Source organism: Salinarimonas rosea DSM 21201 (assembly GCF_000429045.1).
GTDB lineage: Bacteria > Pseudomonadota > Alphaproteobacteria > Rhizobiales > Beijerinckiaceae > Salinarimonas > Salinarimonas rosea.
In genome coordinates this window covers 93,855-115,793 of the sequence record NZ_AUBC01000013.1, presented here as the reverse complement: position 1 = coordinate 115,793, position 21,939 = coordinate 93,855, and the positions used below count along the sequence as shown (strand labels likewise).

The 21,939-nt window shown below is 71.8% G+C and carries 20 protein-coding genes and 1 tRNA gene; 8 read left to right on the top strand and 13 right to left on the bottom strand.

Going from position 1 to position 21,939, the window contains the following annotated elements:
- Nucleotides 1-4: 4 nt before the first annotated feature.
- The 9 genes from G407_RS0111535 to G407_RS0111495 all read right to left on the bottom strand — a co-directional run bounded on the left by G407_RS0111535 (nt 5) and on the right by G407_RS0111495 (nt 10,608).
- Entirely contained in the window at nt 5-1,345 is a 1,341-nt protein-coding gene (locus G407_RS0111535) for a TRAP transporter large permease (RefSeq protein ID WP_029030920.1), read from the bottom strand.
- A 34-nt stretch (nt 1,346-1,379) separates the two neighbouring features.
- On the bottom strand, nt 1,380-1,952 hold the full coding sequence (locus tag G407_RS27230) for a TRAP transporter small permease (RefSeq protein WP_052341260.1): 573 nt from the start codon (nt 1,950-1,952) through the stop codon (nt 1,380-1,382).
- Nucleotides 1,953-2,066: 114 nt separating this feature from the next.
- Nucleotides 2,067-3,053, bottom strand: a complete 987-nt coding sequence (locus G407_RS0111525) for a sialic acid TRAP transporter substrate-binding protein SiaP (protein WP_029030919.1) — start codon at nt 3,051-3,053, stop codon at nt 2,067-2,069.
- A 163-nt stretch (nt 3,054-3,216) separates the two neighbouring features.
- Entirely contained in the window at nt 3,217-3,984 is a 768-nt protein-coding gene (locus tag G407_RS0111520; protein ID WP_043539586.1) for an HpcH/HpaI aldolase family protein, read from the bottom strand.
- 10 nt (nt 3,985-3,994) lie between these two features.
- Nucleotides 3,995-4,711, bottom strand: coding sequence for a ribonuclease activity regulator RraA (locus G407_RS0111515; RefSeq protein ID WP_029030917.1), 717 nt, complete (start codon nt 4,709-4,711; stop codon nt 3,995-3,997).
- An 11-nt stretch (nt 4,712-4,722) separates the two neighbouring features.
- Complete coding sequence (gene araD / locus G407_RS0111510; RefSeq protein WP_029030916.1) at nt 4,723-6,462, bottom strand: L-arabinonate dehydratase; 1,740 nt, start codon at nt 6,460-6,462, stop codon at nt 4,723-4,725.
- A gap of 8 nt (nt 6,463-6,470) precedes the next feature.
- Nucleotides 6,471-8,390, bottom strand: coding sequence for a TRAP transporter permease (locus G407_RS27225; protein ID WP_052341259.1), 1,920 nt, complete (start codon nt 8,388-8,390; stop codon nt 6,471-6,473).
- 83 nt (nt 8,391-8,473) lie between these two features.
- Nucleotides 8,474-9,415, bottom strand: coding sequence for a TAXI family TRAP transporter solute-binding subunit (locus G407_RS0111500; protein WP_029030915.1), 942 nt, complete (start codon nt 9,413-9,415; stop codon nt 8,474-8,476).
- A gap of 50 nt (nt 9,416-9,465) precedes the next feature.
- Nucleotides 9,466-10,608, bottom strand: a complete 1,143-nt coding sequence (locus G407_RS0111495; protein WP_052341258.1) for an Ldh family oxidoreductase — start codon at nt 10,606-10,608, stop codon at nt 9,466-9,468.
- Between the two features lie 144 nt (nt 10,609-10,752).
- Here G407_RS0111495 and G407_RS31735 point away from each other — a divergent pair, with 144 nt between their 5' ends.
- Both G407_RS31735 and G407_RS0111485 read left to right on the top strand, forming a co-directional pair.
- Nucleotides 10,753-11,538: a FadR/GntR family transcriptional regulator gene (locus G407_RS31735; RefSeq protein ID WP_052341257.1), complete on the top strand. Its 786-nt coding sequence runs from the start codon at nt 10,753-10,755 to the stop codon at nt 11,536-11,538.
- Nucleotides 11,539-11,558: 20 nt separating this feature from the next.
- Nucleotides 11,559-12,161 carry a glutathione S-transferase family protein gene (locus tag G407_RS0111485; RefSeq protein ID WP_029030912.1) on the top strand — a complete coding sequence of 201 codons (603 nt, stop codon included), beginning with the start codon at nt 11,559-11,561 and terminating at the stop codon, nt 12,159-12,161.
- Between the two features lie 180 nt (nt 12,162-12,341).
- Here the strand turns inward: G407_RS0111485 and G407_RS0111480 are convergent.
- A tRNA-Met gene (locus G407_RS0111480) sits at nt 12,342-12,418 on the bottom strand.
- A gap of 378 nt (nt 12,419-12,796) precedes the next feature.
- Here G407_RS0111480 and G407_RS0111475 point away from each other — a divergent pair.
- A complete protein-coding gene (locus G407_RS0111475) occupies nt 12,797-14,500 on the top strand; it encodes a methyl-accepting chemotaxis protein (RefSeq protein WP_029030911.1) in 1,704 nt (567 codons plus the stop codon).
- Nucleotides 14,501-14,540: 40 nt separating this feature from the next.
- Here G407_RS0111475 and G407_RS0111470 read toward each other — a convergent pair whose 3' ends face one another.
- Nucleotides 14,541-15,179, bottom strand: a complete 639-nt coding sequence (locus G407_RS0111470; protein WP_029030910.1) for a class I SAM-dependent methyltransferase — start codon at nt 15,177-15,179, stop codon at nt 14,541-14,543.
- 33 nt (nt 15,180-15,212) lie between these two features.
- Nucleotides 15,213-16,415: a tRNA 2-thiouridine(34) synthase MnmA gene (gene mnmA, locus G407_RS27220; protein ID WP_043539585.1), complete on the bottom strand. Its 1,203-nt coding sequence runs from the start codon at nt 16,413-16,415 to the stop codon at nt 15,213-15,215.
- Nucleotides 16,416-16,743: 328 nt separating this feature from the next.
- On the opposite strand from mnmA, the gene G407_RS30430 reads away from it, so the two are divergent.
- The 4 genes from G407_RS30430 (at nt 16,744) to G407_RS27210 (ending at nt 20,414) form a co-directional block, all read left to right on the top strand.
- On the top strand, nt 16,744-18,447 hold the full coding sequence (locus G407_RS30430) for a flagellar hook-length control protein FliK (RefSeq protein WP_052341256.1): 1,704 nt from the start codon (nt 16,744-16,746) through the stop codon (nt 18,445-18,447).
- Between the two features lie 12 nt (nt 18,448-18,459).
- Nucleotides 18,460-19,134: a flagellar hook assembly protein FlgD gene (locus G407_RS0111455; RefSeq protein WP_029030909.1), complete on the top strand. Its 675-nt coding sequence runs from the start codon at nt 18,460-18,462 to the stop codon at nt 19,132-19,134.
- 116 nt (nt 19,135-19,250) lie between these two features.
- Nucleotides 19,251-19,526: a CtrA inhibitor SciP gene (gene sciP, locus G407_RS0111450; protein WP_029030908.1), complete on the top strand. Its 276-nt coding sequence runs from the start codon at nt 19,251-19,253 to the stop codon at nt 19,524-19,526.
- A 207-nt stretch (nt 19,527-19,733) separates the two neighbouring features.
- On the top strand, nt 19,734-20,414 hold the full coding sequence (locus G407_RS27210; protein WP_052341255.1) for a L,D-transpeptidase: 681 nt from the start codon (nt 19,734-19,736) through the stop codon (nt 20,412-20,414).
- A gap of 69 nt (nt 20,415-20,483) precedes the next feature.
- Here G407_RS27210 and G407_RS0111440 read toward each other — a convergent pair whose 3' ends face one another.
- The gene (locus G407_RS0111440) at nt 20,484-20,963 is read right to left on the bottom strand and encodes a fasciclin domain-containing protein (RefSeq protein WP_029030907.1); all 480 of its coding nucleotides are present in this window, start codon (nt 20,961-20,963) and stop codon (nt 20,484-20,486) included.
- Nucleotides 20,964-21,165: 202 nt separating this feature from the next.
- On the opposite strand from G407_RS0111440, the gene G407_RS0111435 reads away from it, so the two are divergent.
- Nucleotides 21,166-21,936, top strand: coding sequence for a dienelactone hydrolase family protein (locus G407_RS0111435; RefSeq protein ID WP_029030906.1), 771 nt, complete (start codon nt 21,166-21,168; stop codon nt 21,934-21,936).
- Nucleotides 21,937-21,939: the final 3 nt, after the last annotated feature.

Below are 21,939 nucleotides of genomic sequence, written 5' to 3'. Positions count from 1 at the left end.
TCGGCTAAAGATAGCCCATCGTGCGCAACAATCGGGGCAGCCACAGCGTCGTCGCGGGCACGAAGGTGATCAGCGCCAGCGTCGCGAGCAGCGGGATCAGGAACGGCGCGACGGCGCGCACGCAGTCCTCGAACGAGATCGCCGCCACGCGGGAGAGCACGTAGAGCACCATGCCGACCGGCGGCGTGAGCAGCCCGATCATCAGGTTGAGCACCATGACGATCCCGAAATGCACCGGGTCGATGCCGAGTTCGACGGCGACGGGCAGGAGCACCGGCGTGAGGATCGTGATCGCCGCGATCGTCTCCATGAAGCAGCCGATGATCAACAGGAAGCCGTTGACCATCAAGAGGAAGACGAGCGGGTTCGTCGCCACCTCCAGGATGAACGCCCCGAGCGCCTCGGTGGTGCGGGTCGTCGTCAGGATCCAGCCGAAGATCGAGGCGCCGGCGACGATGAACAGGACCACGGACGTCGTCTCGATCGTGTCCATCGACACGCGCACGAATTGGCGCAGCGACAGGGTCGAGTAGCGCGGCTTCCTGCCGGCATTCACCAGTACCGCGTTCATGATCCGGTGGACGACGACGGAGAGCAGCAGCGCATAGGCGCAGGCGAAGATCGCGGCCTCGGTGGGCGTGAACAGGCCGAGCGACATGCCGCCGATGATGATGGCGGGCGTCATCAGCGGCAGGATCGCGTCGAGGAAGGTCCAGCCGAGCCTCGAGAGGTCGAAGCGCGCATCGGCCCCGATGCCGCGGCGGTGGGCGATGATCGTCACAGCGCCGGACAGGAAGAGCGCCATCAGGAGCCCGGGCACGATGCCCGCGACGAAGAGCGCGTTGATCGAGGCGCCCGAGACGACGCCGTAGATCACGAGCGGCAGCGAGGGCGGAACGATCGGGCCGATCGTCGAGGACGCCGCCGTGATGCCCACGGCGAGCTTGGCGTCGTAGCCGTTGTCGCGCATGGCCTTGATCTCGATCGTGCCGAGCCCGCCCGCGTCCGCCACCGCCGTTCCGGACATGCCTGCGAAGATCACCGAGGCGGCGATGTTGACGTGCCCGAGCCCACCCTTCAGCCAGCCGACCGCGGCGACGGCGAAGGCGAAGATCTGCTTGGTGATGCCCGCGGAGTTCATCAGGTTGCCGGCCATGATGAAGAAGGGCACGGCGAGCAGCGGAAAGCTGTCCACCCCGTTGACCATGCGGTGGATCACCGTGATCTCGGGGATCGTGCCGGACATGACGATGTAGAGCAGCGAGGAGCCCGCGAGCGCGACCGCGATCGGCACGCCGAGCAGGATCATGGCGACGAGGGCGGCGATCATGATGCCGATCAGCATGCGGGCGGCCTCTACACGAGGTTCGGGGAGCGCATCAGTCGACCGCCGCGCCGTGCGGCGCGTCCGGCTCGCGCCGCCGCAGCCGCCGCCAGAAGCGGATCGCGGCGTGGACCGTCATCGCCAGCAGGGCCGCGGCGACGGCCCAGTAGATGTACTTCTTGGGCACGTCGATCGACATGATCATGCCCGGCGCCCGCCGCCCCAGCTGGTACGCGTACCAGGCGAGAAAGCCGCAGAAGGCGGCGACCACGCCGTCGATGACGACGAGCAGCCAGTGCCGCGGCCCCTTCGGCAGGAAGACGAGCAGCGCCTCCACAGCGATGTGCGAGCCCTTGCGCATGGCGGTGACCGCGCCGACGAAGGTGACGCCGATGAGCAGGTAGCGCGCGATCTCCTCGGTCCAGCCGAGCGAATCGTTGAGGACGTAGCGGGTGTAGAACTGCAGGAAGACGATCGCGAACAGCGCCCAGAAGATCGCGAACACGATCCCGTCCGACCAGCGCAGATCCGAGAGGTCGACATGACCCTCCTCCTCGCGCCACTCCTCGAAGAGCTGGTCGACGGAGGCGGCGGGGTCGGGATCGGCGTCGCGGTGCGGGTCGGGCATGGGAAGCCGCCGGGGCCGGGGGTGACGGGAGGCGTCGACGGCCCCTCCGGTCGGGGACGACGGCCATGCGGGGAGGGCATGCGCCCTCCCCGTCCGCGGATCACGTCGCGCGGATCACTCCGCGCCGACCGCCTGCAGGCGATCGTAGGTCGCCTGGTCCCAGGTGGCGTCCGGGCCGTTGTGGAGCGCCACGGTGGCCTCGCGGAAGGGACCGCGATCGACCTCGTTGACGTTGACGCCCTGCTCCTCGAACCAGGAGGCGAGCTCGGCCTCCATGGTCGTGATCTCGTCGGTGCAGCGGTCCGCCGCCGCCTGGAGGAGCTCGAACAGGATCTCCTCGTCGGCGTCCTCGATCTTCTCGCGGGCCGGCCCGCCGACGATGGTCAGCAGCGCGTCGGTGATGTGGCCGGTCAGGTTGATGTCGGACTGCACCTCGAAGAAGCGCTTGGCCTGGATCGTCGGCAGCGGGTTCTCCTGCGCGTCGACCACGCCCTGGCTCAGCGCGAGATAGACCTCGGCGAAGGCGATCGGCGTCGGGTTGGCGTTCACGGCGCGGGGGAACATGGTGTAGAGCGGCGCATTCGGCACGCGGATCTTCAGCCCTTCCATGTCCTCGGGCTGGAGGATCGGCTTGTTCGAGGTGACGTGGCGCTCGCCGTAATAGGTCAGCGAGGCGACCCGGTTGCCGGTCGCGTCCTCGTAGCCCTGCGCCAGCTCGCCGAACAGCTCCGACTTGCGATAGGCGTTCCAGTGGTCGAAGTCGCGGAACATGAAGGGCGCGCCGCCGATGGCGATCGGGCCGTAGGAGCGCCCGGCGAAGAGCTGGCCGGTGTAGATGATGTCCACCGTGCCCAACGAGAGGCCCTCGTTGATGTCGACCTCCTTGCCCATCGTCGAGGCGGGGAAGACCTCGATGCCGTAGCGGTTGTCGGTCCGGGCGGCGAACTCCTCCGCCGCCCGGAGCGCGCAGGTGTGGTAGGGCTCCGAGGCCTCGTAGACGTGCGCCCAGCTGAGCGTCTGCTGCGCCTGCGCCGGCGCGGTGGCCGCCGCGGCGAGGACGAGCGCGCCGAGCGCGACTCCGTGGGTGCGCTTGAGGTTCATGGCGTTTCCTCCGCTTGGTGGCGCGCCGCCCGCCCTCTTCCGGACGCCGCTCGTTCCCGCTCGTCGCGGGTCTCGGACCGGGGTCGCCTCTTGTCGAGCGATCCGCCGGTCGGGTGGAGTGTGTCACGCGCACAACCCAGCGGCAATACGCCGCCGGGCACCCTCACGTCCGGCGTGCGCCTTCGCGGACCTCCGCGAGCGTCCGCCGCGCGGCGGCTTCCAGCATCATCAGGTCGGGCGTGATGGTGACGAGGTCGAAGCCCTCACGCAGCTTCTGCGCCGAGAAGGCCGGCGCGGCGGTGAAGACACCCACCTTCTTGCCGGCCGCATGCGTCCGCTCGCGGATGTCCGCGATCGTCGCGACGACCTCCGGGTCGTCGTGGTCGGCGCGGGGCGCGCGGCCCAGCGCGAGCGCGAGGTCGGCGGGGCCGATGAAGATCCCATCGACCCCGTCCACGGCGAGGATCGCGTCGAGATTGTCGAGCCCCCGGCGGGTCTCGATCATCGCCATCGACACGACGCTCGCGCTCGCCTTCGCGGCGTAGTCCTTGCCGTAGCGGATCAGCGGCCGGCGCGGCCCCCAGGAGCGCTTGCCCCGGGGCGGATAGTGCAGGCAGTCGGCGAAGGCGCGCGCCTCGTCGGCGGTCTCGATCATCGGCGCGACGACGCCGTAGGCGCCCGCGTCGAGCAGCTTCATGATCGCGGCGGGCTCGTTCCAGTGCATCCGCACGAGGGGCTCGACGCCCTGCTTCTCGATCGCCAGCAGCATCGCCGCGCAGGTCGAGAAGTCGATCAGGCTGTGCTGCAGGTCGATCACCACCGTATCGAAGCCGCAGCCGGCGATCGTCTCCGCAGAGAGCGCGCCCCCGATCTGCAGCCAGGCCCCCACCGCCTGCCCGCCCCCGTCCCAGATCTCGCGTACGCGGTTCATGTCCGTCTCCTCATCGCCCATGCTCCCTGCGCCAGGCGGCGAAGTCGTCCTGCGTCGCCGGGTCGGTGGGGGGGTAGAGGCCCAGGATCGAGCGGCCGCGGCGGACCTCGCCGACGACGAAGTCCTCGAAGGCGGTCATCTCGGCGGCTTCCGCGGCGATCGCGTCCGCGATCCCGGCCGGGATCACGATCACGCCGTCGCCGTCGCCGACGATCACGTCGCCGGGGAACACCGGCGCGTCGCCGCAGCCGATCGGCACGCCGATCTCGATCGCCTGGTGATGCGTGAGGTTGGTGGGCGCCGTCGGGCGATGGTGGAAGGCGGGGAAGTCGAGGCGGGCGATCTCGGCCGCATCGCGAAAGCCGCCGTCGGTGACGATGCCCGCCGCCCCGCGCACCATCAACCGCGTCACCAGGATCTCGCCGGCCGACGCCGCGCGCGGGTCCTTGCGGCTGTCGATCACCAGCACCGCGCCGGGCGGGCATTCCTCGATCGCCTTGCGCTGCGGATGGCCGCGGTCCTGGAACACGGTGATCGGGTTGAGGTCCTCGCGCGCGGGGATGGTGCGCAGCGTGTAGGCCTCGCCCACCATGGTCCCGGCGGCGGGGTTCAGCGGCTGCACGTCCTGGATGAACTGCGAGCGCAGCCCCCGCTTGAACAGGGCGGTGGAGAGCGTCGCCGTGGACACGGTCTTCAGCACGGCGCGGGTGGCATCCGAGAGCGGCATCGCGATCCTCCTCAATAGATGACCGGCTCGTCGACCGGCCGGCCGAACGAGGTCTCGAGGAAGTCGAAGTCGCAGCCCTCGTGCGCCTGGCGGATGTGGCGGGAGAACATCCAGCCATAGCCGCGCTCGTAGCGCGGCGGCGGCGGTTCCCAGGCGGCGCGGCGGGCGTCGAGTTCGTCGTCGGAGAGCTCGAGCCGGATGGAGCGCGCCGGCACGTCGATCGTCACGACATCGCCGGTGCGCACCAAGGCCAGCGGCCCGCCGATATAGCTCTCCGGCGAGACGTGGAGGATGCAGGCGCCGTAGCTCGTGCCGGACATGCGCGCGTCGGAGATGCGCACCATGTCGCGCACGCCCTGTTTCACGAGCTTGGTCGGGATCGGCAGCATGCCCCATTCGGGCATGCCGGGGCCGCCCTGCGGGCCGGCGTTGCGCAGGATCAGGACGTGGTCCGCGGTGACGTCGAGATCCTCGCGGTCGATCGCCGCCTTCATCGAGGGGTAGTCGTCGAACACGAGCGCAGGGCCGGAATGGCGCAGGAAACGCTGCTCGCAGGCCGAGGGCTTGATCACGCAGCCCTCCGGCGCGAGGTTGCCGCGCAGCACCGCGAGCGCGCCCTCGGCGTAGACCGGGTTGTCGAGCGGGCGGATGACGTCGTCGTCGAAGACCTCCGCACCCTCGAGGTTCTCTCCGAGCGTCTTCCCCGTCACCGACAGGCAGGACAGGTCGAGCAGCGGCGCGAGGCGGGACAGCAGCCCCCGCAGGCCGCCGGCATAGAAGAAATCCTCCATCAGGAAGCGCTCGCCCGAGGGGCGGATGTTGGCCAGCACCGGCACCTCGCGGCTCGCCCGGTCGAAGTCGTCGAGGCCGATGTCCACGCCCGCGCGGCGCGCCTGGGCGATCAGGTGGATGATGGCGTTGGTCGAGCAGCCGAGCGCCATGGCGACGTTGATGGCGTTGAGGAAGGCGGGGCGGGTCTGGATTCGGTCGGGCGTCAGGTCCTCCCAGACCATCTCGACGATCCGCCGCCCCGCCGCCGACGCCATGCGGATGTGGTTCGCGTCCGCCGCGGGGATCGAGGAGGCGCCCGGCAGGGTCATGCCGAGCGCGTCGACGAGCGCGGTCATGGTGGAGGCCGTGCCCATCGTCATGCAGGTGCCGTAGGAGCGCGCGATGCCGCCCTCCACCGCCAGCCAGTCCGCGTCCGAGATGGTCCCCGCCCGGCGCTCGTCCCAGTATTTCCACGCGTCGGAGCCCGAGCCCAGCACCTTGCCCTTCCAGTTGCCGCGCAGCATCGGCCCGGCGGGGACGAAGATCGCCGGGACGTTGGCGCTCGTCGCGCCGAGCAGCAGCGCGGGGGTGGTCTTGTCGCAGCCGCCCATCAGCACGACGCCGTCGATCGGATGCGAGCGGATCAGCTCCTCCGCCTCCATGGCGAGCATGTTGCGGTAGAGCATCGTGGTCGGCTTGACGTTCGTCTCCGACAGCGACAGCGCGGGCAGCTCGACGGGGTAGCCGCCGGCCTGGAGCACGCCGCGCTTCACGTCCTCCACCCGGTGCTTGAAATGTGCGTGGCAGGCGTTGAGGTCGGACCAGGTGTTGAGGATGGCGACGACCGGGCGCCCGGCCCAGTCGTCCGGTGAGAGCCCCATCTGCATCATCCGCGAGCGGTGGCCGAAGCCGCGCAGGTCGTCGGGGGCGAACCAGCGGGCGCTGCGCAGGGTCTCGGGGGTCTTCTTGCGCTCGGGCATCGACGCGTTCACTCCGCGGGCCGGACGGGGTTGGGGGCGCTCTCTGGCGCGCGGGTCTCGGCCGCCGCAGGCGCGGCGCGGGCCTCCTGCCGGCGCGTGCGCAGCTGGAGGGCCAGCACCACTGCGCCGAGCCCGATGCCGACGGCGTCCGTCCACAGGCCGGGCTTGATCAGCACGAAGGCGGCGGCGATCAGGATCACCCGCTCGAGCCGCGAGGCCGCGGTGAGCAGCCAGCCGTTCAGCCCCGCCGCGAGGAAGATCACCCCGATCACGGCGGTGACGGTGGTGGCGCCGATCGTGGTCCAGGGCCCGATCATGAGGAGGGAGGGCCCGAACACGAACATGAAGGGGATGATGTAGCCCGTGAGCCCGAGCTTCACCGCCGCGACCGAACTCGGCCACAAGGCCGCCCCGGAGATGCCGTTCGCGGCGTAGACCGCGATCGCGACGGGAGGCGTGATCGCCGAGAGGATGGCGAAATAGAACACGAAGAGATGCGCGCTCTCGACCGGCACGCCGAGCCGCACCAGCGCCGGGACGAGCAGCGATACCTGGATGATGTAGGCGGGCGTCGTGGGCATGCCCATGCCCAGGATGATCCCCGCCACCATGGTGAGAAGCAGTGCCGGGAGCAGCATCTCGTTCGCCGCCGAGATGACGAAGCTCGAGAAGGTCAGCCCCGCGCCGGTGAGCGTGATCACGCCGATGACGATGCCGGCGGCCGCGCAGGCGAGCGCCACCATGATCGAGCCGATGGCGCCGGCCTCGAGCCCGTCGACGATCATGCGCAGGTTCACGGCCGACCGGGTGGACGTGCGCAGCAGCGCGGTCGGGATCACCGAGGCGATGCCGCACAAGGCCGCGAAGGGGGCGCTGTAGCCCGCGAGCAGCGTCGCGATGATGATGACGAGCGGCAGGAACAGGTGCCCGCGCTCGCGCAGCACCTCGCCGAGCCGCGGCAGCTCGCTCTTGGGCAGGCCGCGCATGCCGAGCCGGCGTGCCTCGAAATGCACGGCGGCGAACACCGCGACGTAGTAGAGCAGCGCCGGGATCAGCGCGTAGGTCGCCACCGTGAGGTAGCTCACGCCCATGAACTCGGCCATCACGAAGGCGGCCGCGCCCATGATCGGCGGCATGATCTGCCCGCCGGTGGAGGCAACCGCCTCGACCGCTCCGGCGAAGGCCGGGCGGTAGCCGAGCCGCTTCATCAGGGGAATGGTGAAGGCGCCCGTCGTCATCACGTTCGCCACCGCCGAGCCCGAGACCGAGCCGAACAGGCCGCTGGTGACACAGGCGACCTTCGCGGGCCCGCCCGCCGTGTGGCCGGTGAGGCTGATGGCGAAGTCCATGAACAGCTTGCCGGCGCCGGAGCGCTCGACGAAGGCGCCGAACAGGATGAACAGCACGACGTAGGTCGCGGACACCGCGACCGGGATGCCGAAGATGCCCTCCGTCGTGAGGTAGAGCTGCTCGAGCAGCAGCAGCGGCTCGGTGTTCGTCAGGAACAGCGCGTAGCCCAGGAACAGCACGACCGTGACCGGCAGGACGAGCCCCAGCGCCCGGCGCGCCGCCTCGATCACGAGCAGCGTCATCGCCACGCCGAAGACGATGTCCGCCGTGCGCAGCTCGTCGATGTAGATGAAGCGGGAGTAGATGTAGTCCTTCACCAGCACCGGGTAGGCGGCCGCCGCGAGCGAGAGCGCGATCAGCGCCCAGTCCCAGATCCGCGGCCCGCGCCCGGCGTCCGCCTCGCGGGCGGGGAGCGTCAGGAACGCCAGCGTCAGCGCGAAGCCGACATGGGTGGCGCGCAGCGTGAACGCGTCCGGCGTGCCGAAGAAGCCGACATACAGGTGGTACGAGCTCATCGCGACCGCGACCACTAGGGCGATGCGACGGACGGTCTTCAGGTAGAGCGAGGTGTCGGACATCGCGGGGGGCGTCGCCTGTTCGAGCACGGGGCGCGCGCCCGCCGGGAGGTGCAGTCCGGCGGGCGCGCGGGATCAGGGCGCGATCACATCACGCCCTGCTCCTCGTAGTAGCGCTTGGCGCCCTCGTGCATCGGCACGCCGACGTCCTGCGCCATCTGCTCGGGCGTGACGCCGCGCATCGCGCCGGCGATCGCCTGCAGGTCGCCGATGTTTTCGACCATGCCGGCGAGCATGCCGTGGACCACGTCCGCATCGAGGTCGCAGCGCGCCACCACGTGCGTGGCGTATCCGATGGCCTGCACGTCCTCGTCCTGGCCCGGATAGGAGCCGGCCGGGATGGTGAGCTTCTGGTAGCCCGGATTGCGGCTCTGCATCTCGTCCATGAGCGCGTCGTCGAGGCTGAGCATCCGGATGTCCGAGCCGCTGGCGAGGTCCATGATGGCCGAGGCCGGGACCGTGGTGCCGAGCGTCATGGCGGCGGCATTGTTGTCCTTCATCAGCGAGACGCCGTCCGAGTAGGAGACGAAGTGCATCTGGGACATGTCGTCGTAGGACAGCCCGGCCGCGTCGAGGAGCTGGCGGGTGATGTCCTCGGCGGTGTTGCCGCGAGGCTGGGTCGCCAGCGCCTTTCCGGAGAGGTCCGCGACGCTGTCGATGCCGGCGCTCGCCAGCGTGACGATCTGGAAGTACTGCGGATAGAGCGTCGCCACGTTGCAGACGTTCTCGGCCCGCTCCTCGAAGGCACCGCGGCCCTCGATCGCGTCCACCGTCGAGACGGAGTTGGCGAAGGCGACGTCGGCGCGGCCGGTGGCGATGCCCTTGACGTTGGCGATGCCGCCGCCGGGGAGGACCTGCACGTTCACGCCGTCCATGCCGCTCTGCACGATCTGCTGGATCGCGCCGCCGAGCGGATACCACGACCCGCCCTGCGGCCCGGTCATCAGCTTGATGTCCTGCGCCTGGGCGGCGCCGGCCAGCGCCGTCGCGGCGACGCTCGCCAGCAGTACCTTGGTCAGATGCTTCATCGTCGTTTCCTCCCGTTGGCTTCGATGACGACCGCCTCTTGTCGGGCGGCCTATCCGGCTGGCTCCTCCAGCAGGAAATCCGCGCCCCGCTCGGCGGCGATGCCGCGCACCCTCTCGACCAGCGAGCGGGGAATGGGGATGCCCTCGCGCGTACGGACCGCGCGCACGGCGTGCTCCGGGTCGCCCGGGGCGAGCACGGCCTCGCAGCCGGCGGCCGGCGGCGTCTCGCGCAGGCAGGCGACGAAGGCGTCGAGGTCGTGCGCGAAGCCGTCGGCGCCCGCACCGTCGTCGTCGCGAAAAGCCTCGGGATTCAGCGCGAGGAAGAAGTGCCCGACGTCGTAATGCGGCGCGTCTGCAGCGCGCAGCGGCGCGTAGGACGCGCCCGTGAGCAGCGTCGAGAGCACCTCGACCATCGCCGCGAGGCCGTAGCCCTTGTGTCCGCCCATGGCGCGATCGCCGCCGAGCGGCGTCATCAGCCGGTCGCGCAGCGCCGCATCGGGATCGTTCTGCGGACGCCCCTCCGCGTCGAGGGCATAGCCGTCGGGAAGGCGCTGGCCCTTGCGGGAGGCGAGCTTCAGCTTGCCGATGGCGATCGTGCTCGTCGCGATGTCGAGGAGGAAGGGCTCGCCCTCGGCGCCCGGCGCCGCGAAGGCGATCGGGTTCGTGCCGAGCCGCGGGACGCGGCCGAAGACCGGGACGATCGAGGGCATGTGCACCGCGCTCGTCGCGAGCCCGATCATGCCGGCACGCGCGGCCCGCAGCGCGTAGACCCCGGCCGCGCCGAAATGGTTGGAGTTGCGCACCCCGACCGCGCCGACGCCGAAGGCGCGCGCCTTCTCGACGGCGAGATCCATCGCCCGAAGGGAGGGCGCGTGGCCGAAGCCGCCTCCCCCGTCGACGACGGCGACCGCGCCGAAGCCGCGCACCACGCCGACCCGGGCGTCGCGCGCGATCTTGCCGGCGGTGACGAGCTCCTCGTAGAGCTGGACCAGCGTGATGCCGTGGCTGTCGATCCCCATCAGGTCGGCCTCGACCAGCACCTCGGCGCTGGCGCGCGCGTGATCGGGACCGCACCAGGCGGCGAACAGCGCCTCGATCTGGCGGCGCAGGCGCTCCGTGGGAACCGCGAGATCTCCCGCAGGGCCGGCATGCGCGATCGTCTCGGCAGCGGATGCCCCGGCGCCCGAACTCATGCGACGTCTCCGTTCCCTGTGTCCGCGCCGTTTTCCGGCGTCGCTGGCGAGAGGTTCGCCGGGGCGTGCAAACCTGTCAAGTTGAAAGACAACTTGTCGGCGCGCGCGGTCCCGGTATGGTCTTTGCGCACGGGATCGGAGACGATGGGCGCGAACGGGGCGACAGCGGTGGACGGCGCGGAGAGCCACGGGACGGAGCCGGGCGAGGTGGAGGCGGGTGCGGAATCCGCGTTCTTCGCCCCCTATCGTCAGGACCGGCTGCCCGACCAGGTCTACGAGCAGATCCTGCTCCAGCTCGGCGCCGGCCGGCTCGGGCCCGGCGACCGCCTTCCCTCGGAGACGAGCCTCGCGCGCGCCTTCGGCGTCTCGCGCCCGATCGTGCGCACCGCGCTCGCCCGGCTGCGCGCCGACGGGCTGATCTCGTCGCGCCAGGGTGCGGGCAGCTTCGTCGCTCGCACGCTCTCGCCGGATTTCGTCGCGCAGGCGCCGAGCGGCAGCATCGCCGAGCTGCTGCGCTGCTACGAGATGCGCGTCGCGCTCGAGGGCGAGGCCGCGTTCCTCGCCGCCGAGCGCCGCAACGCCCGCGACCTCGCCGCCATCGAGGAGCAGGCGGCGCGGCTCGAGCGGGAGTTCGACGGCCCCGATTCGGGCGCGGCCGCCGACGTCGCCTTCCACGGCGCCATCGCGACCGCGACGCAGAACCACCTGTTCTCGCGCACGATGGAGATGCTGCGCTGGCCGCTGCGCGACGGCATCGCCACCGCGCGCCGACTCGCCCAGAAAAGCGCCGCCCTGCGCCTGCCGGTGGTGCTCGAGGAGCACGCGGCGGTGCTCGACGCGATCCGCGCCGGGGACGGCGCCCGCGCCCGCGAGGCCATGCGCACCCACATCTCGCGCTCGCGTGACCGCATGCTCGGCTTCCAGCTCTGAGGCTCCATCGAGGACCGGCCATGATCGATCTCTACACCTGGACGACCCCCAACGGCCGCAAGGTCTCGATCGCGCTGGAGGAGCTCGGCCTGCCCTACCGCCCCATCGCGGTCGACATCGGCAAGGGCGAGCAGCACGCCCCCGACTTCCTGAAGATCAGCCCCAACAACAAGATCCCGGCGATCGTCGATCACGACACCGGGCAGACGCTGATGGAATCGGGCGCGATCCTGATCTACCTCGCCGAGAAGACCGGCCGGCTGATGCCGGCCTCCGGCGAGGGGCGCTACCGGGTGCTGGAATGGCTGATGTGGCAGATGGGCGGCGCGGGGCCGATGCTCGGCCAGCTCCACCACTTCCTGCGCTTCAACAAGGGGGCCGCGCCCTACGCCGAGACGCGCTTCTCCGACGAGGCCGAGCGCCTCTACGGCGTTCTCGACCGCCGGCTCACCGAGGCGGACTACGTCGCGGGGGAGTATTCCATCGCCGACATCGCGCTGTGGCCCTGGATCTCGCGCCACGAGTGGCAGGAGATCGACCTCTCCGCCTTCCCGAACGTGCAGCGCTGGTACCGGACGATCGCCGCGCGCCCGGCGGTGCAGGCGGGCTACCACGTGCCCTAGGACGTGGCCTCGTTTCGAAGCAAGCCGGATGCGGACAGGAGCGAGCTTCAGCACACGCACGACGACCCCGTCGAACCGGGCCGTCGGAGGTGGGACGTCCGCGTGAGACGTTCCACATCGACCGAAGACCCCGACGGGCTTCGAGTCGTCGGTCCGTAAGGGATTTCGGAGATCGGGAGTTGGTAGCGGAGGAGGGACTCGAACCCCCGACACGAGGATTATGATTCCTCTGCTCTAACCTGCTGAGCTACTCCGCCCCCGGCCGGCGGCGCGCCCGGCGCCGCGTCGGTGGGCGGGATATACGGAGGGTGTCGGGGGCTGTCAAGCGAGTGCGTGCGCCCTCCAGGGCTCCGTGCTCGGGGTGACCACGCCGTCGTTCCCGCGCGTCTCCCGATCCCCTCGCCGCGCCGTCGACCCCGGGGAACGCCGTCGCGAGACGGCGCGCGATCGCAGGACGAGGCTCCGACCGCGTCGACCCGGTTTCGGAGCCCGGCGGGTCCGCGCCCCGCCGCGCCGGCATCGCCGGATAGTGAGCCGCTCCCGCGAAAACCGGTAGTGACCAAGCAATCGCACCTGCGAAAGCCGGCTGTTAACATATTGTGCCGTAACGTCACGCCGGAAAAGGAGCCCCGCACATGTCTGCTTCGAACGCCCTCGGCAAACTCGTTCATCCTACGGTTGGAGGGCGCTTCAACCTGCTCGCCCTCGCCGCCTTCCTCGGCCTCGTGAGCCTCGCCCTGTTCGGGACGGCCACGCTCTCGACGCAGCTCGAGGAGCGCAAGCAGGACCTGCTCCGCAGCCTGACCGCCAGCGCGCATGCGATCGTCGCCGACTTCCACGCCCGGGCCGAGCGCGGGGAGCTTCCCGAGGCCGAGGCGCAGGTGCGTGCGGCGGATGCCCTCCGGGCGATCCGCTACGGCGACGGCGAGTACATGTTCATCAACACGATGGACTCCGTCGCGGTCATGCATCCGCTCAATCCCGCGCTCCAGGGGCGGGACATGTCCACGCTACAGGACGCCGACGGGCGGTTCTTCGTGCGCGAGATGTCGCAGGCTGCCCGCGCGGGCAGCGGCTTCGTCGAGTACCAGTGGAAGAACCCCGGCGAGGAGGCGGCACGCCTGAAGCTGAGCTACGTGCAGGGCTTCAGCCCGTGGGGCTGGGCGATCGGGACGGGCATCTACGTCGACGACATCGCCGCGATCACCGCGCGGGCGCGCAACGCCTTCCTGGTCTTCACGCTGGCGGCTAGCCTCGTCCTCGCGGCGATCGGCTTCGGGCTCGGCAGGAGCGTCTCGGGGCCGGTCTCCCGGCTGTCCTCGCGCATGAACGGCCTCGCCGAAGGCGACCTCGACGCCCCGATCCCGGACACCGCACGGCGCGACGAGATCGGCGCCATGGCGCGCACCGTCGCCGTCTTCGCCGAGGCGCTGCGCGCCAAGCGGACCGCCGAGGCCGCCGTCGCGGCGGAGGCCTCGGCCAAGCAGCGCCGTGCCGAGGCGCTCGAGCGCCTGATGCGCGGCTTCGAGGAGACGATCGCCGGCCTCACCGGCGGCCTCGCCGAGGCGGCCAACCGCATGCAGGCCACGGCCCAGGGCATGACCGCCACGGCGGACGCCGGCAACAGCCGCTCGGCCTCTCTCGCCGCGGCCGCCGCCCAGACCTCCGCCAACGTCCAGGCGGTCGCTACCGCCACCGAGGAGATGAGCGCCTCGGTCCAGGAGATCGGCCGCCAGGTGACGAAGTCCGCGGAGATCTCGAGCGCCGCCGTCGCCGACGTGGAGCGCACCGACCACGTCGCGCGCTCCCTCGCCACCTCGGCGCAGAAGATCGAGGAGATCGTCTCGCTCATCAACGGCATCGCCGGTCAGACCAATCTGCTCGCGCTCAACGCCACGATCGAGGCGGCGCGTGCGGGCGAGGCCGGCAAGGGCTTCGCCGTGGTCGCGGCCGAGGTGAAGGGGCTCGCGGAGCAGACGGGCAAGGCGACGGAGGAGATCGCCGCGCACGTCACGCAGATCCAGGGCGTGGCGGACGAGATGGTGAAGGCCATCGCCGGCATCGGCGGCACCGTCGCCGAGATGAGCCGCATCGCCACGGGCATCGCCGCCGCCATGGAGCAGCAGGGCGTCGCCACGAGCGAGATCGCCCGCAACGTCCAGGAGGCCGCCCGCGGCACCGACGAGGTCTCGGGCTCGGTCGTCGAGCTCAAGGACGGCGCCGGCCAGACCCGTTCCGCCGCCGACGACGTCAACGAGGCCGCCCGCGCCCTCTCCGAGCAGGCGCAGGGCCTCTCCAAGGAGGTCGGCGGCTTCCTCGCGCAGGTGAAGGCGGCCTGATCCACACCGAGCCGCGCCGCCTCGCCGGGCGGCGCGGCCCTCACGCGGCCGGCTTCTTGACGCGCATCAGCTTGAAGAAGCCCGCCGGGAACAGCGGTGCGACCTCCTCCACGGCGAGGCCGCGCCGCTCCGCCCACGCCGCGATGCGGCTGATCTTGAAGGCGGAGGACCAGCCGATCCTCGCCATCAGGGGCGCCACCGCGTCCTCCACCGTCGCGACGGCGCCACGGTCGCGCCCGAGCTTGGAGGCGACGACGATCTCGCCTCCGGGCTTGAGCACGCGGGCGCACTCGTCGAGCGCGCCCTCCGGGTCCGGCACGAGGGTGATGACGAAGGGCACGGCGACCGCGTCGAAGCTCGCGTCGGCGAAGCCGAGCCGGCAGGCGTCCATCGCCGCGACGAGCTTCACCTGCGGCAGGCCGGCGAGCACCTTCTCGCGGGCCTTGGCCAGCATGTGGATCGACAGGTCGACGCCGCAGACGCGGCTCTCCTTCGGGTAGTAGGGCAGCACCAGCCCGGTGCCGACGCCGATCTCGAGGATGTCCGGCCCGCAGGCCGCCGCCGCCTGCGCGGTCCTGCGGTGCGCGTCCGAGAGGAACTTGTGGTAGATGCGATCATAGATTGGGGCCCAGCGCTCGTAAACACGACGCTGGCCTTCGAGGTCGTACTGGACGGCCATTCTCGGTCTTCTCCGGGGTGGGGCGGCCGTCCGTCAGGCCAAGGCTGGGCTCGCGGCGGAGCGCGCGGCGGTGGGCCTGCCGTCCGCGAGCGGATCGATGCGCCTCGCGATGACGCCGCCGCCGAGCACGCGGGCGCGCGGATCGTCGCTCTCGTAGAGCACGCAGGCCTGGCCGGGAGAGACGCCGTCCTCCGGCGAGAGGAGCGACACCTCGATCTCGGGTCCGGCCTCCCCGGCGACGCGGCGCAGCAGGGCCGGCTTCGGCGCGCGGGTCGATCGCACGCGCGCCGCGACCTCCAGCCCGTCGTCGAGCCGCTCGATCGGCCCGTCGCCGATCCAGTTCACGTCGCGCAGGCGGATGCGGCGCGTGGCGAGCGCCTCGCGCGGGCCGACGACGACCCGCGCGGCGTCGGCATCGAGCGCGACGACGTAGAGAGGCTCGCCGACCGAGAGGCCGAGCCCCCGGCGCTGGCCCACCGTGTAGTGGATGATGCCCTCGTGCCGGCCGAGCACCCGGCCGTCCAGATGCACGATCTCGCCGGGCGCCGCCGCGTGGGGCTTGAGACGGGTGATCACGTCGGAATAGCGGCCCTGCGGCACGAAGCAGATGTCCTGGCTGTCCGCCTTGTCCGCCACGGCGAGGCCGAGCTCGCGGGCGAGCGCGCGGGTCTCGCCCTTGTCGGCGAGCCCGCCGAGCGGGAAGCGCAGAAGCTCGAGCTGCGCGCGCGTCGTGGCGTAGAGGAAGTAGGACTGGTCCCGATCCGGGTCGGCGGCGCGGAAGAGGCCGCGCCCCCCGCCCGGAAGGGGCCGGCTCGCGACGTAGTGGCCCGTGGCCAGCACGTCGGCGCCGAGATCGCGCGCGGTCTCGAGCAGGTCGCGGAACTTGATCGAGCGGTTGCACTCGACGCAGGGGATCGGCGTCTCGCCCGAGAGGTAGCTGTCGGCGAAGCGCTCGATCACCGCCTCGCGGAAGCGGCTCTCGTAGTCGAGCACGTAGTGCGGGATGCCGATCGTCTCGGCGACGCGGCGGGCGTCGTGGATGTCCTGGCCCGCGCAGCAGGCGCCGGCGCGGTGGACCGCGGCGCCGTGATCGTAGAGCTGCAGCGTGACGCCGACGACGTCGTAGCCCTCGCGCTTCATCAGCGCGGCCACGACGGAGGAATCGACGCCGCCGGACATGGCGACAACGACGCGCGTCGCCGACGGAGCCTTGGCGATGTCGAGGCTGTTCGTCATGCCGCTGCAGATCCCTTCCCGATCCCGGCTCTCGCGCGCGTGCACCGGGGCGCGGCGCACCCCCTCTCTATAGCGACGCGGGGCCGCTCTTTCCAGCGCGGGGCGGCAGTTTCTGCCGCGCGGGCCGGCGGAAGCTGCCGGGCCGCGGTCCCCCGCCGATCGGACGGCGGCGCCGCTCGCGGCGCGCGAGGCGTTGCGCGGCATGGCTTCTCGAGGGGGCGCCACGCCCCGGCGCCGGCGTCCGCGGGCTGGCCCGGCTCTTGCGGCGTCGTGCTCGGAGCCCGGACCGCGAGAGCCCCGGCGCCCGCGTCACCGGTACGAGGACACGATGCGTCTCGACCCCCTTCCCGCCGATCCCGCTCGGCGCCTCGATCCCCGCCCGCAGCCGCGGCCGCGGGAGGACGCGCCCGCGTTCCGCGTCGACGCGGGCGAGCCGCCGGGGCGACCGGAGCCGCGCCGCGAGCCGCGTCTCGAGACGCGCCGGCCCGACGACGAGACGCGTGCACGCGAGCCCGAGCCGCGGCCGCGTGAGGACGTCGCCCGCGATCGGGCGGAGCGCGCACGGCAGACGCCCGACAGGAGAGACGACGTCGGCGAGGTCCGCGAGCGGGCGGACACGCGGGCGGCGGACGATCGGCCGCGCGCCGAGCAGGCTCCCGCCGAGACCGCGCGCGACGACCGGGAGACCGCCGGGACCTCGTCGCCGCCGGAGACGGACGCGTCGGCGCCGCCATCGACGACAGAGGTATCGGCGCAGCCGGCGGAGCCGGCACGCGCGGCGGCTGCCGTCGCGCCGGACGATGCCGCCGCGCAGGCGGGTGCGGGCGACGCGCTCGAGGACGGCGCGCCGACCTCCGGCGTCCCGAGCCCGGGCCATGCCGCCGTCGCCCTGGCGCACGCTCCCGGCCAGGCGGCCGCCGGTCCGCCCACTGGTCCGCTCACGAGTCCACCCGGCGAGGCGATCGCGGCCGCAGTGCGGGCGGCTGCGGGCACCGGCTCGGGTCCCCCGGGCGCGACGGCCCGCGGCCGTGGCGCCGCGGCATCCGCACCGCCGGCGGCGGAGGCCGCCGCGCCCGGTGCGACGGCCGCGGGCGAAGGCTCGCCGGCGTCCGCGCCGGCCGCCACTGTGTCCGCGTCGCCCGGCCCGGCCGTGTCCGGCCCGCTCGCCGAGGCGCTCGCGCAGGCCGAGACGCCCGAGGCGCCCGGCTCCGCAGCGACCGGCAAGCCGCCGACCGTCGCAGCGGGCGCGGTGGCCGCAGACGCGACGGCCGCCCTCGAGGGCGACGCGAAGGCGACCTCGGGCCAGCCCGGCGCCCTCCAGCCGGCGGGCGCCGGCGGGGCGCAGCAGGCGTCCGGGGCGGCGCAGCCCGGCGCCGCGGCGCCCGCGGACCCGTCCGCGAGCCAGGCCCAGTCCCAAGCCCAGGGCCCGGCCCAGGCCCAACCACAGCCGCAGCAGTCGCCGGGCACCACCGCCCTGCCGCAGCCTCAGATCCAGGTCCCGCCGCCCGCGCAGGCCCCCGGCCCGGCCCCGGCGCCGCCGCCCGGCGCGCCGCAGCCGCCGGTCCTCGCCAACGTGCCGCTCGGCGCGGTGCCGATCGAGATCGGGCTCAAGAGCCTCGGCAACCTCAACCGGTTCACCATCCGCCTCGACCCCGTCGAGCTCGGCCGCATCGACGTGTCGCTCGAGATCGAGGAGGGCGAGGTGACCGCGAAGCTCCAGGTCGAGCGACCGGAGACGCTGGCCCTGCTCCAGCGCGACGCGAAGGCGCTGGAGCGCGCCTTCGAGCAGGCGGGTCTGAGGACGAACGAGAGCTCGGTGCAGATGTCCCTGCGCCAGGACGAGAGCCGCGGCGGAGGCCAGGCCTTCGGCCGCGGCGAGAGCGCGTTCGCCGATCGCGACGGGCGCGACGGGCGCGGACGGCGCGGGGACGGTGAGCGCGGAGCCGGCGCGCCGGAGCCGCGCGCGCTCGAGGCGCTCGCGCCGCGACGGCTCCTGGCCGGCGGGCTCGTCGGCGTCGACATGCGGATCTGAGGAGGACGTGCGATGGCGAGCGGCGTGACGAGTGCGGCCCCCCAGGCGGCCGCGCAGAGCGGGACCAGCGAGGCCGGCCGCGACCGGCAGGCGATCGCGCAGAACTTCGACCAGTTCCTGACGCTGCTCACGACGCAGCTCCAGGCCCAGAGCCCCCTCGACCCGCTGGACACGAACCAGTTCACCCAGCAGCTCGTGCAGTTCGCCTCGGTCGAGCAGCAGATCAAGACGAACGAGATGCTGGGCTCGCTCCTCACCTCCACGCGCGCCGCCAACGTCTCGACGGCGTCGAGCTTCATCGGCAAGCGCATCGAGGCGACGGGCCGCGAGGCGCAGCTCGAGGACGGCAAGGCGACCTGGAGCCTCACCCTCCCGCGCGCGGCCTCGCGGGCGGTGATCGAGATCTTCGACGCGTCGGGGCAGGTCGTCGCCACGAAGCAGCAGGCGCTCGAGGCGGGCAAGCAGAGCTTCGTCTGGGACGGGCGCACCGACACGGGTGCCGTGGCGAAGCCCGGCAGCTACGCCATCCGCGTCCAGGGCCTCGACACCGCGGGCCAGCCGGTCGAGGTCTCCACCACGTTCTCCGGGACGGTGACGGGGCTCGATCTCACGGGCGCCGACCCGGTCCTGATCTCGGGGGACGTGCGCGTGCCGCTCGCGCAGGTGACCGGAGTCGCGCAATCGTGATTGCGCCGGGAGCGCGAGTCCTCGGGATCCAAACCGAGGTTTTCATTTCAGCCTTTCTTAAGCGCCGGGCCGTAACGTCGCACCCGACATTGGTCAGTCGAGTGTGTGAGAGTACCATGACCGAACCGCTTCGCTCGAGGGCGAAATACGTCATCGGGCCCGACGGCAGTCCGCTGACGATCGCGGACTTGCCGCCGACGAACACCCGTCGCTGGGTGATCCGTCGCAAGGCCGAGGTGGTCGCCGCGGTCCGCGGCGGCCTGCTGAGCCTCGAGGAAGCCTGCCAGCGCTACACCCTGACGACCGAGGAGTTCCTCTCCTGGCAGCACTCGATCGACCAGCACGGCCTGGCCGGCCTGCGCACCACGCGCATCCAGCAATACCGCAACTGACCCGCGCGCGTCCGCGCGCGGGATCCATGCGAAGGGCGTCGCTCCCGGCCTGGGGGCGACGCCCTTCGCATGTGTGGGCCACCGAGTCACGGACGCCTCACGAACGCCTCAAACTCTCGTGAAGCCGTCGACTGACTATCGGCGCCCCTGTACGATTCAGCGGGGCCCGCGAACGACACGAGACGACAGAAAGGAAGGTCGACGATCATGATAGCGGACATTACCCGGCGCGGATTCATCATGGGCGGCACGCTCGCGCTCGGCGGGTGCGTGCAGGCCGCACGCGCGCCGGTCGAGCCGCTCGCCCCCGCCATTCCCGTGGACGTGCGAGCGATGTACGCCGCGCTGCCGGGCGAGGAGTTCCCCATCCCCGCCGTCGATCCGAGCGTGGTCGACCCGCGCTTCTGGCGCCAGGTCGTCAGCGACCCGACGGGCGAGCCCGCCGGCACGATCACGGTCGACACGACCGACCGCTTCCTCCACCTCTCCCTGGGTGGCGGGCAGGCGATGCGCTACGGCATCGGCGTCGGCAAGGAGGGGCTCGCCTTCGCGGGCACGGCCATCGTCGCGCGCAAGGCGGCGTGGCCGCGCTGGACGCCCACCGCCAACATGATCCGCCGCGAGCCGGAGCGCTACGGCCCCTATGCCGGCGGCCTTCCGGGCGGGCTCGAGAACCCGCTGGGCGCGCGGGCGCTCTACCTGTTCCAGGGCGGACGCGACACGCTCTATCGCATCCACGGGACGAACGAGCCCTGGTCGATCGGCAAGGCCATCTCGTCGGGCTGTATCCGGCTGTTCAACCAGGACATCGTCGACCTGCACCGCCGCGTGCCGATCGGCACGCGCGTCGTGGTGCTGGCGCATGCGCCCGGCGAGGTGCTGGGCTGAGGGAGCGCGCGAGAAGGCCGCCCGCACGCGGTGCGGACGGCCCCCTCACTCTCGGGTATCCGAAGGCGATCACTCGGGGATGAGAACCGTGTCGATGACGTGGATGACGCCGTTCGAGGCCTCCACGTCGGCGGTGACGACGGTCGCGTCGTCGACCATTACCGCGTCGCCGGTGGCGTCGATCGTCAGGGTCGAGCCCTCCACGGTCTCCGGGGAGACCTCCTGGCCGGCGATGTCGGAGGACATCACCCGCCCGGGAACGACGTGGTAGGTCAGCACGGCGACGAGCCGGTCGCGGTTCTCCGGCAGGAGCAGGTTGTCGACCGTACCCTCCGGCAGCGCCGCGAAGGCCGCGTCGGTCGGCGCGAACACCGTGAACGGCCCCTCGCCCTCGAGCGTCTCGACGAGCCCGGCGGCCTCGACCGCGGCGACGAGCGTGGTGAAGTCGTCGGCTGCGACCGCGGTATCGACGATGTCCTGCGCCTTGGACACCGAGACCGTCATCAGAATTGCAGCGGCGGCGATCGTCATCTTCTCGAGAAAACGCATGGTCGGCCTCTCTTTTGCTGGATATCGGGGGAACGTGCGCCGAGATGGTCTCCCGAGCGGCGCACGAGGTCGAGATAGGCCTGCATTTATTCTTTCCAGGCGCGAGACGATCACGGTCGCGTGAGTGGCTGCGGCATCTTTCCCCGTGCGCAGCGCGCCCTATGTCGACCGCATCCTTCCCCCGGAAACGAGAGGATCGCCGATGTCCAGCACCCTGAAGGCCACGCTCGCGGGCACCGCCGCCCTCGCGCTCGGCGCCGGCGCGGCGCAGGCGCAGATCCGCACGGAGGCCGTCGTCTACGAGGTCGACGGCGTCGCCTACGAGGGCTTCGTCGCCGTCAACGAGGGCTACGACGAGGATCGCCCGCTCGTCCTCGTGATCCACGACTGGGACGGGCTCGGCGACTACGAGGAGCGCCGCGCCACCATGCTCGCCGAGCTCGGCTTCGCCGCCTTCGCGGTGGATCTCTACGGGCAGGGCGTTCGCCCGACGACGACCGAGGAGAGCCGGGCGGAGTCCGGCAAGCTCTACGCCGACCGCGCCGCCATGCGCGCGCGCCTCGCGGCCGCGCTGGAGACGGCGGGCGCGCAGGCGGGGGTCGACGCCGAGACGGCGGCGGTGATCGGCTACTGCTTCGGCGGCGCTGCCGTGCTCGAGTTCGCCCGCGCGGGCGCCGATCTCGACGCGTTCGTGAGCTTCCACGGCGGCCTGCAGGCGCCCGAGGGCGCGACCTGGGACACCGTGCAGGGCGACCTCCTCCTGCTGCACGGCTCCGCCGACCCGGTCTCCGGCATGGAGGACGTCGCGGCGCTCGCCGCCACGCTGAACGAGGCCGAGATCGACTATCGCATGGAGATCTACGGCGGCGCGCGCCATTCCTTCACGGTCTGGGGCAGCGGCGACTACGACCCGCAGGCGGACCTCCAGTCGTGGAACGAGATGCTGACGTTCCTCGACGAGCGCCTGCGGTGAGCA